Below are 12,718 nucleotides of genomic sequence, written 5' to 3'. Positions count from 1 at the left end.
CAGCCGCTTCAACATATATATCAAGGCTCCAACCCGATCCCGCGCAAAATCACACTGGTCACCGTCTGCACCGCCCGCTCGAACTGCATGTCCGACAGCGGCTGGTGCTCGTTCAGAATATTCACCTGATGATCGAAGTCGGCGTAGTGCTGGGTCGAGGCCCAGATCATGTACAGCAGGCTCGACGGCTCCACCGGCAGAATCCGCTGGTCCTCCACCCACTGGCGGATCTTCGCCTCCTTCATCTTTGCCCAGTCGTACAGGCTGACGTCCAGCGCCTCGCCCAGGGTCGGCGCACCGTGGATGATTTCGTTGGCCCAGACTTTCGAACCATAAGGCCGGCTGCGCGAGTGGTTCATCTTGGCGCGGATGTAGCTGCTGAGCACCACCCGTGGATCGTCGAACATCTCAAAGCACAGCGCGTCCTGTTTCCACACCTCCAGCAGGTCGAACAGCACCGCGCTGTACAGTTCGCTCTTGGTGGAAAAGTAGTAATGCAGGTTGGAGCGCGGCAGTTGCACTTCGGCGGCGATATCGGCCATGGCGGTGCCGCCGAAGCCTTTTTCGGCGAACACCTTTTCCGCCGCCAGCAGGATTTTCTCGACGTTACTGCGACGGATCTCGATCTTGTGATTGCCCATGAGGGCTCCCTGACAACGACGTTGTTGAAGACTAGCATCCGCTCTGGCCTCGGGGCGACCGCTGCAAACAAAACTTCGTATGAAGGCCGGCGCATGGCTAAACTGGCGCTTCTTTGTCCTGCCTCAGAGGTATACGCGATGCTGTTCAAGAAGGTCCTGAAAACCACTGCCCTGCTCGCTTCGCTGTGCGCCGCATCCTCCGTTTTTGCCCACGCCCACTTGAAAAGCCAGACCCCGGCCGCCGACAGCACCGTCACCGCTCCGGCCGATCTGCGCCTGACCTTTTCCGAAGGCGTCGAGGCCAGTTTCACCAAAGTCAGCCTGACCCACGACGGCGCCCCGGTCGCAATCAAACCGCTGACCACCGAAGGCGACAAGAAAACCCTGATCGTCACCCCCGCTGCGCCACTCAGTGCCGGGGAATACAAAGTTGAATGGCATGCGGTGTCGGTGGACACGCACAAGAGCGAAGGCGCCTATCAGTTCAAGGTCGGCCAGTAATTCATGAGTGAAGCGCTGGTGCTGTGCCGCTTCGTGCATTTCAGCGCGGTGTTGATGCTGTTCGGCGCCTGGCTGTTTCGGCCACTGCTGCTCAAGGCGCCAGTGCCGACACTGGATCGGCATCTGGCGCGCCGGGCGCGCTGGCTGACGGCAATTGCGCTGGTCAGCGGTGTCACCTGGGCGCTGCTGATCACCGCGAGCATGGCCGGTTCGGCGGCGGCCGCGTTCGATCCGGACACGATTGGCCTGGTGCTGGGCAATACGTTTTTCGGTCAGGTCTGGTGTTGGCATCTGCTGATCAACGCGCTGTTGCTGGCGTTGCTGTTTACGCCATGGCGATCGAGCCTGCCGCTGCGTCTGGGGTTGAGCGCGCTGCTCCTGGCGACCCTGGCGCCGGTCGGTCACGGCGCGATGCTCGACGGTCTGAATGGGCAACTGCTGATCCTCAACCAGATCGTTCACCTGACCTGCGTCGCCGCATGGCTCGGCGGGCTGTTGCTGCTGGTATTGATCCTGCGTCAACCCGGCGAAACGATGAGCCGGACCCTGCAACGCTTCAGCGGTGTCGGTTACGCCATTGTTGGCGGGCTGCTGATCACCGGCATGATCAACGTGCGCGTGCTGACCGGGCAATGGTGGCCGACGCCGCTGTTCAGTGGCTTTGCCCTGATCCTGCTGATCAAGGCGTTGCTGGTGCTGGGCATGCTTGCACTGGCGTTGTTCAACCGCTTGCGGATTGATGATTGCGAACAGCGGATAGGCGCGCTCAAGCGCAGTGTGCTGCTGGAGTGGTTGTTGGGGATGGGTGCGGTGGCGGCGGTCTCCCTGCTCGGTACCTTGCCGCCGATGATTGCGGCCTGAAAAGCAAAAGATCGCAGCCTTCGGCAGCTCCTACATTGGAATGCGATTCCCTGTAGGAGCTGCCGAAGGCTGCGATCTTTTTGCTCTTAATGCGGTTGTGTGTCGCCCGCCGCGGTGTCGATGCTGACCACCACCGACATCCCCGGGCGCAAGCGTTCCTCTTCCTGCTGATCCGGATCGATGGTGATCCGCACCGGCACGCGCTGGGCGATTTTCACGAAGTTGCCCGTGGCGTTATCCGCCTGCAACAGGGCGAACTCCGAACCGGTGCCGGGCGAAATGTGCTGCACATGCCCGGTGAACTGACGGTGGTTCAGCGCGTCGACGGTGAAGCGCACCGGCTGCCCGACGCGCACGTTGTTCATCTGGGTTTCCTTCATGTTGGCGATCACCCATTTCTGGTTCGGCACCAACGCCATCAGCTGCGCCCCGGAGTTGACGTAGGCGCCCAGGCGCACGCCGATCTGCCCGAGCTGGCCGTCTCGCGGGGCGACGATGCGCGTATTCGACAAATCGATCCGCGCCAGTTGCACCGCCGCTTCAGCGCTGGCCACCGAGGCTTCCAGCGAACCGCGATTGACGATCACCGTCTGCAGATCCTGCCGGGCGATCTCCAGATTGGCCTTGGCCTGCGCCACCGCCGCAATGCTCTGCGCATTGGCCGCGAGCGCCACGTCCATCTCGCGTTTCGACACCGAGCCGTCACTCACCAGCTCCTTGTTACGGCGCAGATCCGCCTCGCTTTTACGCAACTGCGCCTCGCTGTCGGCCACCACCGCCTGACGCAGTTTGATCGTCGCTTCGGCGCTGTTGCGTTGCTGCACCACATTGGCCAGCGCGGCCTTCTGCACCGCCAGTTGCGCCAGCGACTGGTCGAGGCGCTGCTGATAAATCCGGTCATCCAGGCGCACCAGCAAGTCGCCGGCCTTCACGTACTGGAAGTCCTGCACCGGCACCTCGAACACGTAGCCACTGAGCTGCGGGCCGATGATCGTCACCTGACCGCGCACCAGGGCGTTTTCCGTGGTTTCGACGGCGCTGCTGAACGGCGGCAGCTGCCAGGCGTAGAGCACGATCAACACGCCGACGATGGCAATCGCGGCAAAGCCCAGTGACGAGATGATCCTCACCCGCAACGAGCGCGGCTCGGTGTTCGGTGATGACGGCGGTGCCACGCCTTCCGGGGTGGCGGCGATGGCATTGGTGGTTGTGGTGGTCGGTTCGGTCATGAATGGGAGGCACCGTCAGGAGGTACGGAAGGCGCTGGGTCGACGGCTTTGGTGGTGCTCATCAGCCACAGCGCACGAATGGACAGCCAGATCATGGTCAGCACCGCAATCACGGCGATCAGCATGAACACATCGTTATAGGCCAGCACGTTGGCTTCGCGCGTGGCTGCGTTGGACAGGCTGCGAATCCCGGCGAGGTTGCGCAGACTCGGGTCGGCCAGCAAGCTGCCATAAGCCGAACCACCGCTTTGTACGCGCGCGGCCACCAGCGGATCGGACAGCGTCAGGTGCTCGACCAGATGACTGGAATGGAATTTCTCGCGCACGATCTGGAACGTGCCCAGCAACGCCGCGCCAAGCAGGCCGCCGAGGTTGTTGCAGATCCCGAACAACACCGAAAAACTCACCAGATTGCGCGGGTTGGTCAGCACGTTGCGGGTGCCGAACACCATGGTCGGTCCCAGAAAAAACGTGCTGCCGAAGGCCAGCAGGAACTGGCTGAAATACAGGTTTTGCGGGCGGGTCAGGTTGTTGGAGAAACTGTCCATCACCGAGCCGGTGGCCATCAGCGCCAGCGAGATGATCAGCGGCATCAGCAGGTGCTTGGGGTCGATGGTCAGCGCACTGGTCGCCAGCCCGGCGATGCTGCCGATCAGCATCACCACGTAGAGGCTGTGCAGTTGCTCATAACCCATGTTGAGGTTCTGCATGAAACCGACGGCGCCGGTGGACTGCTCCGAGGTGACCATGCGGATCAGGGTCACCGCCAACGCCAGGCGGATCATCGTGCCGCTGCCGAGCCAGCGGGTCATCAGCATCGGGTTGCTGCGGTTGTGCTCGATGGCCAGGCCCGCGAGGATCAGGGCAATCGAGGCCGCCAGCGCATAGCCGATCCAGTCGGCCTCCAGCCACCAGTCGATGCGCCCCAGCGACAGCACCGCGCAAAGCAGTGCCACGCCGCTGGCGAGAATGGCGAAGGTGAGAAAGTCCAACGGCTCGAAGGTTTTGAAGCGATCACCGGGCGGCAACTTGAGCAGCAGCACGCAGCCCAGCGACAGCAAGGCCATGCCCAATTCGAACAAGTACAAGCCGCGCCATTCGGCAATCTGCAGCAAGTCTTCGGAGAACAGGCGCGCCAGCGGCAGCGCCAGTTGCGAGGCACCGAGACCCAGCACCAGCGCCTTCAACCGCCACTTGGCGGGAAATGCCTGGATCATGTAATACAGGCCCAACGAACTCAAGGCCGCACCCACCATCCCGTGCGCCGCCCGCACCGCTATCGCCGAACTCAAGTCGTTGACGAACAGGTGGCCGAAGGTCACCAGCGCATACAACACCAGAAACACTTCGGTGAATGCGCGCAGGCCGAACTGCTGACGAAACTTCACCAGCAGCAGGTTCATCGACACGTTGGTCATCACGTAAGCAGCTGGCAGCCAGGCCATCTCCGCCGTGGTCGCACCCAACGCGCCTTGCAGGTAAGGCAGGTTGGCAACCACCAGCGAGTTACCCAAACCACCGGTCACCGCCACCAGCAGCCCGACCAGCGCATAGGCCAGGCGCTTGGGGTTGGAGTGCAGCGGCGTCGAGGGGGAACCGGGCAGACTGGGCTTCTCGTGCGGCTGCCAGTTGCGCGGGGCGTATCGATCCATTGAAAGACCTTGTGCTTATGTTGCCGGAAGTTTGCCGCAAATGTTGCGGCAAACCCACAATCCTCTGGGAGCTGGCTTGCCAGCGATGGCGGCAGTCGGCTCGGCAACAGGGTGACCGGCAGCCCGCTCCCACAGGTTCGCGGTGGATTCGTAAATTCTGTTTAAAGGTCTTCTCGCCCGCAACGGATTTTTCCCGCACCGGGCAACTGCCACCCTTGCAGCCCTTCTCAACCTGCAAGGTGCCCGTTATGACCACGCCCCACCGGCAACGCTCCCCACGCTTTTTAAAAAACCTTGTGGCGGCCGCCCTGCTGCTGCCGGCCCTCGCCTTCGCTCAGGAACGCCCGTGGCCGGACGGTTCGCAACTGGTGATCTCAGTGTCGATGCAATTCGAAACCGGCGGTCAGCCCGAAGGCGCGGAAAGTCCGTTCTCCGGCACGCCGCTGCCCAAGGGTTATCCGGATCTGCCGGCGCAGACCTGGTTTGATTATGGCTACAAGGAAGGCTTGTGGCGGATGCTCGACCTGTGGGATCGCACCGGCATCAAGGTCACCTCGCATGTGGTCGGCGAAGCGGCGCTCAAACACCCGGAACTGGCGAAAGCGATTGCCGAGCGTGGCCACGAACTGGCAGCCCACGGCATGCGTTGGGCCGATTCGTACAACATGAGCTACGACCAGGAAAAACAGTTCATCGGCGACGGTGTCAACGCGGTGGAAAAACTTACCGGCCAGCGCTCAGTGGGCTACAACGCCAATTGGCTGCGGCGCAGCCCCAATACGCTGAAGGTTCTGCAAGACCTGAATTTCACCTATCACATCGATGACGTCAGCCGCGACGAACCGTTCGTGACCATGGTCCGTGGACGCAAATTTGCCGTGGTGCCGTACACCCTGCGCAATAACGACATCGTGCTGATCGAGGGCCGGCATTTCTCCGCCGAGCAGTTCTATCAGCAACTGGTGCTGGAATTTGATCGCCTGTACGCCGAAGGCGCGAGCCAGCGGCGGATGATGTCGGTGAGTCTGCACGACCGCATCGGCGGCACACCGGCAATGGTCGAGGCGATGGAACGTTTTATCCGCTATGCGCAGTCCCATCCAAAAGTGACATTCATGCGCAAGGACCAGATCGCCCGGATCGTCCTGACCGAGAAAAACCCGCTGATCGACAACACAGAGGCGCTCTATAACCGGTAAACCCGCCGAAAACAGCCCTCTTTGCAGCATTTGGAGGGCTGCCAACTCGCGCAAACTCATCGTAAAAAGCCCTGTTGACTTTTGCGGAAAACCTCGCAACTATCCGCAACCATGTTGTACGACGACGTATAACAATAATAAAAACAACAAATGCAACAGGGAGCGTCACCGTGAGCACACTCGTCTGCAATTCCGTTCGCACGTCCCGTATTTCCATCCCCCGCCCGTGTTCCACCCTGAGTTTGATCGGCTGCAGCAGCCTCGCCCTGGTTTTGCCCGTGAGCGCAGACGCCGAAGGCTTCCTCGAAGACAGCAAAGCCACGCTGAACCTGCGCAACGCCTACTTCAATCGCAACTTCGTCAACCCGAACTACCCGCAGGGCAAGGCCGAAGAGTGGACGCAAAACTTCATCCTTGATGCCAAATCCGGCTTCACCCAAGGCACGGTCGGTTTCGGTCTCGATGTGCTGGGGATGTATTCGCAAAAACTCGATGGCGGCAAAGGCACCGGCGGTACGCAACTGTTGCCGATCCACGATGACGGGCGTCCGGCGGACAACTTCGGTCGCCTCGGCGTGGCGCTGAAGGCCAAGGTGTCGAAGACCGAATTGAAGGTTGGCGAATGGATGCCGGTGCTGCCGATTCTGCGCTCGGACGATGGTCGCTCGTTGCCGCAGACCTTTCGCGGTGGCCAGATCACCTCCACCGAAATCAACGGCCTGACCCTCTACGGTGGGCAGTTCCGTGGCAACAGCCCGCGTAACGACGCCAGCATGGAAGACATGTCGATGAACGGCCGCGGCGCCTTCACCTCCGACCGTTTCAACTTCGGCGGCGGCGAATACACCTTCAACGACAAGCGCACCCTGGTCGGCGTGTGGTACGCCGAGCTCAGCGACATCTACCAGCAGCAGTATTTCAACCTCAGCCACAGCCAGCCGCTGGGCGACTGGACGCTGGGCGCCAACCTCGGTTTCTTCACCGGCAAGGAAGACGGCAGCGCCCAGGCCGGTGACCTCGATAACAAGACTGCATTTGCCATGCTGTCGGCCCGCTACGGCGGCAACACCTTCTATGTCGGCCTGCAAAAACTCAGCGGCGACGACGCGTGGATGCGGGTCAACGGCACCAGCGGCGGCACCCTGGCCAACGACAGCTACAACGCCAGTTATGACAACGCCAAAGAGCGCTCCTGGCAATTGCGTCATGACTACAACTTCGTCGCCCTCGGCATTCCCGGCCTGACCCTGATGAACCGCTACATCAGCGGCGACAACGTGCACACCGGCACCATCACCGACGGCAAGGAATGGGGCCGCGAATCGGAACTGGGCTACACCGTGCAGAGCGGGCCGCTGAAAAACCTCAATGTGAGATGGCGCAACGCGACGATACGCCGGGACTTCAGCACCAATGAGTTCGATGAGAACCGGATCTTTATCAGCTATCCGATTTCATTGTTGTAACCAGATCTCTTTTTACCCTGTGGGAGCGAGCCTGCTCGCGAAGGCGCCTTGTCAGTCGATGCAAGAATTGCCTGGATCGGCCTCATCGCTGGCAAGCCAGCTCCCACAGAATTTTGTGGTGAACGCGGTCATTGAAAACAACGCTGATACCGGTGGGAGCTGGCTTGCCAGCGATGGCGGCGGCAGATTCACCATTGATGTTCATTGACGCACCGCTTTCGCGAGCAGGCTCGCTCCCACAAGGAAATTGCAGTGCAACGAAGGCCTCGCGGTGATTGAAAAGTAAATGAGCCCCTTCCGTCATTTACACCAAAAGTCGCGTTGACAAGTTCCGGAAAGCCTACCGATACTTCAGCGCAGTCATACGACAACCTACAACAAACCTAATAACAACGTGTAAGGGATTGCCATGACGTCCACCTCTACTCCCCGCACCCCGTTCAATCGTCTGCTGCTGACCGGCGCCGCCGGTGGCCTGGGCAAAGTCCTGCGTGAACGTATGCGCCCTTATGCCCACATCCTGCGCCTGTCAGACATCGCTGCTCTCGCCCCGGCCGTTGATGAACGCGAAGAAATCGTCCCCTGCGATCTGGCCGACAAACACGCCGTGCACCAACTGGTCGAAGGCGTCGACGCGATCCTGCATTTCGGCGGTGTCTCCGTCGAGCGGCCGTTCGAAGAAATTCTCGGCGCCAACATCTGCGGCGTATTTCACATCTACGAAGCTGCGCGCCGCCATGGTGTCAAGCGAGTGATCTTCGCCAGTTCCAACCATGTCATCGGCTTCTACAAACAGGATGAGCCGCTCGACGCCAGCTGCGCCCGCCGCCCCGACGGCTACTATGGATTGTCCAAGTCCTACGGCGAAGACATGGCCAGTTTCTACTTTGATCGCTACGGCATCGAGACCGTCAGCATCCGCATCGGCTCCTCATTTCCCGAGCCGCAGAACCGCCGAATGATGCACACCTGGCTGAGCTTCGACGACCTCACCCAATTGCTCGAACGCGCGCTGTACACGCCCAACGTTGGCCATACAGTGGTCTATGGCATGTCCGCCAACAAGGACGTCTGGTGGGACAACCGCTTCGCCAGCCACCTCGGTTTTGAAGCCAGGGACAGCTCCGAAGTGTTCCGCGAAAAAGTCGAAGCGCAACCCATGCCCGCCGCCGATGACCCGGCGCGGATCTATCAGGGTGGCGCGTTCGTCGCGGCCGGCCCCTTCGGCGACTGAACACCCTGACAACGACGCAAAGGAATGAGTATGCAAGCCGAATTGATCGTCGATGCTCGCAACGCCGTGGGCGAAAGCCCGGTCTGGGTGCCGCAGGAAAACGCACTGTATTGGGTCGATATTCCCAACGGCGGGCTGCAACGCTGGAGCGCTGACACCGGCCATGTGCATGCCTGGGAAACCCCTGAAATGCTCGCCTGCATTGCCCGTCACAGCGGTGGCGGCTGGGTTGCCGGTATGGAGAGCGGCTTTTTTCATCTGCATCCGCACAGCGATGGCAGCCTCGACAGCGAACGACTCGCCACCGTCGAGCACAGCCGGGCAGACATGCGCCTCAACGATGGTCGCTGCGACCGCCAGGGCCGTTTCTGGGCCGGCAGCATGGTGCTGAACATGGGCCTGAACGCGCCTGCAGGCCGACTCTACCGCTACGGCGCCGTCTCGTCAGGCGTGATCGAAGCGCAGCTCGACGGGTTCATCGTGCCGAACGGCCTCGGCTTCAGCCCCGACGGCAAGACGATGTACCTGTCGGACTCACATCCGCACGTGCAATTGATCTGGGCCTTCGATTACGACACCGAGACCGGCACGCCATCGAACCGCCGCGTTTTCGTCGACATGAACCACTTCCCCGGCCGACCGGATGGCGCTGCCGTGGATGCCGAGGGCTGCTACTGGATCTGCGCCAACGACGCCGGACTGATTCACCGTTTTGCTCCGGACGGGCGCCTCGATTTCTCACTGCAAGTGCCGGTGCAGAAACCGACGATGTGTGCCTTCGGCGGCAGCGACATGGACACGTTGTTTGTCGCCTCGATTCGTCCCGGCGACGACCGCGATCCGCAATCCGTGGCCGGCGGCGTGTTCGCGTTGAAGCCCAACGTCAAAGGCCTTGCCGAACCCTTGTTCAACGATCTGCTTTAAACCCCTCTGCTGCACCGCTGCGCCTTGAACACAACAATAACAAGACTGGAGACTCACCCCCATGAACTTCAAACGCACCTTGCTGGCCGCTGCACTCCCACTGATGTTTACCTTCATTGGCGCCGCCCAGGCCCTGCAACTCAAATTCGCTGACATCCACCCCGCCGGTTATCCAACGGTGGTGGCCGAAGAAAACATGGGCAAGACCCTGACCAAGGAGACCAACGGCGAACTGACCTTCCAATACTTCCCCGGCGGCGTGCTGGGCTCTGAAAAGGAAGTCATCGAGCAGATGCAAGTCGGCGCGGTGCAGCTGTCTCGCGTCAGCCTGGGTATTGTCGGCCCCGTGGTCCCGGACGTGAACGTGTTCAACATGCCGTTCATCTTCCGCGACCATCAACACATGCGTAACGTCATCGACGGCCCGGTGGGCGACGAGATCCTGGACAAAATCACCAACTCCGAATTCGGCTTGGTGGCGCTGGCCTGGATGGACGGCGGCACGCGCAACGTCTACACCAAGAAACCGGTACGCAAGCTCGAAGACCTCAAAGGTATGAAGATTCGCGTGCAAGGCAACCCGATGTTCATCGACATGATGAACGCCATGGGCGGTAACGGTATCGCCATGGACACCGGGGAAATCTTCAGCGCCTTGCAGACCGGCGTGATCGACGGCGCGGAAAACAACCCGCCGACCCTGCTCGAACACAACCACTTCCAGAACGCCAAGTTCTATAGCCTGACCGGTCACCTGATTCTGCCGGAGCCGATTGTGATGTCGAAAATCACCTGGGAAAAACTGAGCCCGGAACAACAGGCGCTGGTCAAGACCGCCGCCAAGGCTGCCCAGGCTGAAGAGCGCGTGCTGTGGGACAAGAAGTCCGCTGCCAGCGAAGAAAAACTCAAAGCCGCGGGCGTCGAGTTCATCCAGGTCGACAAGAAACCCTTCTACGACGCCACCGCTCCAGTGCGGGAAAAGTATGGTGCGGCGTACGCCGACCTGATCAAGAAAATCGAAGCTGTCCAGTAACGCCGCCCGCTCCGTACTCATTAACCAGGCCCGGCGTACCTGATGACTCAGGTGCGCCCGGTTACGGTGGAACCCGATGAAGAATCTGCTGCTGCGTATCAACGACAAGATCTACATGACGTGCATCTGGGTCGCTGGCCTTGCCGTCCTGGCGATTTCCCTGATGATTCCCTGGGGCGTGTTCGCCCGCTACGTCCTGGGCACCGGTTCGAGCTGGCCAGAGCCCACGGCGATCCTGCTGATGATGGTGTTTACCTTCATCGGTGCCGCCGCCAGTTACCGCGCCGGTGCGCACATGGCCGTGGCCATGCTCACCGATCGCATGCCACCGCACGCAAGATCCGCCGCGGCGATTATTTCCCAGCTGCTCATGGCGGCGATCTGCATCTTTATGACGATCTGGGGCGCCAAGCTGTGCATGTCCACCTGGAACCAGTTCATGGCAGCCCTGCCCGATCTGCGGGTTGGCGTGACCTACTTGCCGATTCCCGTGGGCGGCTTGCTGACGCTGGTTTTCGTTCTGGAAAAACTCTTGCTCGGTGACCAGAGCAAACGGCGGGTCGTGCAGTTCGATCTGGTTGAAGAAAGCGAAGGTGCCGCTTAATGGACGCTCTGATTCTGCTGGGCAGTTTTATCGTATTGATCCTGATCGGCATGCCAGTCGCCTACGCGCTGGGCGCCGCCGCACTGATCGGTGCATGGTGGATCGACATCCCGTTCCAGGCGGTGATGATTCAGGTCGCGTCGGGGGTGAACAAATTCTCGCTGCTGGCCATTCCGTTCTTCGTCCTGGCCGGTGCGATCATGGCCGAGGGCGGCATGTCCCGCCGGCTGGTGGCATGTGCCGGAGTGCTGGTGGGTTTCGTGCGCGGTGGTCTGTCGCTGGTCAACATCGTCGCCTCGACCTTCTTCGGCGCGATCTCCGGTTCCTCGGTGGCCGACACCGCGTCGGTGGGTTCAGTGCTGATTCCGGAAATGGAACGCAAGGGCTATCCACGAGACTTCTCCACCGCGGTGACCGTCAGCGGCTCGGTGCAAGCCCTGCTCACGCCGCCAAGCCATAACTCGGTGCTCTATTCTCTGGCTGCCGGTGGTACGGTTTCGATTGCCTCGCTGTTCATGGCGGGCATCGTGCCGGGGTTGCTGATGAGCGCCTGCCTGATGGTGCTGTGCCTGATTTTCGCGAAAAAACGGGACTACCCCAAAGGTGAAGTCATCCCGATGCGCCAGGCGTTGAAAATCGTCGGCGAAGCCCTCTGGGGCCTGATGGCGATGGTGATCATCCTCGGCGGCATCCTCTCGGGGATCTTCACCGCGACCGAATCGGCGGCCATCGCCGTGTTGTGGTCGTTCTTCGTGACCATGTTCATCTACCGCGACTACAAGTGGCGTGAACTGCCGAAGCTGATGCACCGCACTGTGCGGACGATTTCGATCGTGATGATCCTGATCGGTTTCGCCGCAAGCTTCGGCTACATCATGACCCTGATGCAGATCCCGGCGAAGATCACCACGCTGTTCCTGACCCTGTCGGACAACCGCTACGTGATCCTGATGTGCATCAACGTCATGCTGCTGTTGCTCGGCACGGTGATGGACATGGCGCCGTTGATCCTGATCCTCACGCCGATTCTGATGCCGGTGATTCTCGGCATCGGTGTCGACCCGGTGCAATTCGGCATGATCATGCTGGTCAACCTCGGGATCGGGCTGATAACACCGCCGGTGGGCGCGGTGCTGTTTGTCGGTTCGGCGGTGGGCAAGGTCAGTATCGAGAGCACCGTGAAGGCGCTGCTGCCGTTTTATGCGGTGCTTTTTCTGGTGCTGATGCTGGTCACTTACATCCCCGCCATTTCCCTGTGGCTACCGCACTTGGTGTTGTAACAGCCTGAAAGATCGCAGCCTCGTTTCACTCGACAGCTCCTACATGGGAATGCGATTCCTGTAGGAGCTGCCGAAGGTTGCGATCTTTTGATCT

General features: G+C 60.7%; 13 protein-coding genes. 10 read left to right on the top strand and 3 right to left on the bottom strand.

Annotation, left to right across the window (positions count from 1 at the left end; genetic code table 11):
- Positions 1–20: 20 nt before the first annotated feature.
- Positions 21–641: a TetR/AcrR family transcriptional regulator gene (locus ACM6HV_RS21050; RefSeq protein WP_064587091.1), complete on the bottom strand. Its 621-nt coding sequence runs from the start codon at positions 639–641 to the stop codon at positions 21–23.
- A gap of 138 nt (positions 642–779) precedes the next feature.
- Here ACM6HV_RS21050 and copC point away from each other — a divergent pair, with 138 nt between their 5' ends.
- Positions 780–1,142, top strand: a complete 363-nt coding sequence (gene copC / locus ACM6HV_RS21045) for a copper homeostasis periplasmic binding protein CopC (protein ID WP_414905210.1) — start codon at positions 780–782, stop codon at positions 1,140–1,142.
- Positions 1,143–1,145: 3 nt separating this feature from the next.
- Positions 1,146–2,003, top strand: a complete 858-nt coding sequence (gene copD / locus ACM6HV_RS21040; RefSeq protein WP_414905209.1) for a copper homeostasis membrane protein CopD — start codon at positions 1,146–1,148, stop codon at positions 2,001–2,003.
- Positions 2,004–2,089: 86 nt separating this feature from the next.
- Here copD and ACM6HV_RS21035 read toward each other — a convergent pair whose 3' ends face one another.
- Together ACM6HV_RS21035 and ACM6HV_RS21030 are read right to left on the bottom strand one after the other, a co-directional pair.
- The gene (locus ACM6HV_RS21035; protein ID WP_414905208.1) at positions 2,090–3,232 is read right to left on the bottom strand and encodes an HlyD family secretion protein; all 1,143 of its coding nucleotides are present in this window, start codon (positions 3,230–3,232) and stop codon (positions 2,090–2,092) included.
- Entirely contained in the window at positions 3,229–4,884 is a 1,656-nt protein-coding gene (locus tag ACM6HV_RS21030) for an MFS transporter (RefSeq protein ID WP_414905207.1), read from the bottom strand. Before ACM6HV_RS21030 ends, ACM6HV_RS21035 begins: the two co-directional genes overlap by 4 nt.
- 248 nt (positions 4,885–5,132) lie before the next feature.
- On the opposite strand from ACM6HV_RS21030, the gene ACM6HV_RS21025 reads away from it, so the two are divergent.
- The 8 genes from ACM6HV_RS21025 to ACM6HV_RS20990 all read left to right on the top strand — a co-directional run bounded on the left by ACM6HV_RS21025 (position 5,133) and on the right by ACM6HV_RS20990 (position 12,624).
- Positions 5,133–6,083 carry a polysaccharide deacetylase family protein gene (locus ACM6HV_RS21025; RefSeq protein WP_414905206.1) on the top strand — a complete coding sequence of 317 codons (951 nt, stop codon included), beginning with the start codon at positions 5,133–5,135 and terminating at the stop codon, positions 6,081–6,083.
- Positions 6,084–6,253: 170 nt separating this feature from the next.
- Positions 6,254–7,549, top strand: coding sequence for an OprD family porin (locus ACM6HV_RS21020; protein ID WP_414905205.1), 1,296 nt, complete (start codon positions 6,254–6,256; stop codon positions 7,547–7,549).
- A 58-nt stretch (positions 7,550–7,607) separates the two neighbouring features.
- Positions 7,608–7,757: a hypothetical protein gene (locus ACM6HV_RS21015; RefSeq protein ID WP_414905204.1), complete on the top strand. Its 150-nt coding sequence runs from the start codon at positions 7,608–7,610 to the stop codon at positions 7,755–7,757.
- A gap of 201 nt (positions 7,758–7,958) precedes the next feature.
- A complete protein-coding gene (locus ACM6HV_RS21010; protein ID WP_145595464.1) occupies positions 7,959–8,783 on the top strand; it encodes an NAD-dependent epimerase/dehydratase family protein in 825 nt (274 codons plus the stop codon).
- 30 nt (positions 8,784–8,813) lie between these two features.
- Entirely contained in the window at positions 8,814–9,707 is an 894-nt protein-coding gene (locus ACM6HV_RS21005) for an SMP-30/gluconolactonase/LRE family protein (RefSeq protein ID WP_414905203.1), read from the top strand.
- A 61-nt stretch (positions 9,708–9,768) separates the two neighbouring features.
- Positions 9,769–10,740, top strand: coding sequence for a TRAP transporter substrate-binding protein (locus ACM6HV_RS21000; RefSeq protein WP_414905202.1), 972 nt, complete (start codon positions 9,769–9,771; stop codon positions 10,738–10,740).
- Positions 10,741–10,816: 76 nt separating this feature from the next.
- Positions 10,817–11,344, top strand: a complete 528-nt coding sequence (locus ACM6HV_RS20995) for a TRAP transporter small permease (RefSeq protein ID WP_145595459.1) — start codon at positions 10,817–10,819, stop codon at positions 11,342–11,344.
- Positions 11,344–12,624 (top strand): TRAP transporter large permease, encoded by a 1,281-nt coding sequence (locus ACM6HV_RS20990; protein ID WP_047601545.1) that lies wholly within the window; start codon positions 11,344–11,346, stop codon positions 12,622–12,624. The genes ACM6HV_RS20995 and ACM6HV_RS20990 overlap by 1 nt, the downstream gene beginning before the upstream one ends.
- Positions 12,625–12,718 lie beyond the last annotated feature (94 nt).

This window comes from Pseudomonas sp. IT-P260 (assembly GCF_949768395.1).
In the GTDB taxonomy this organism is placed as follows: domain Bacteria; phylum Pseudomonadota; class Gammaproteobacteria; order Pseudomonadales; family Pseudomonadaceae; genus Aquipseudomonas; species Aquipseudomonas parakoreensis.
This window is presented reverse-complemented; position numbering and strand designations above follow the sequence as displayed.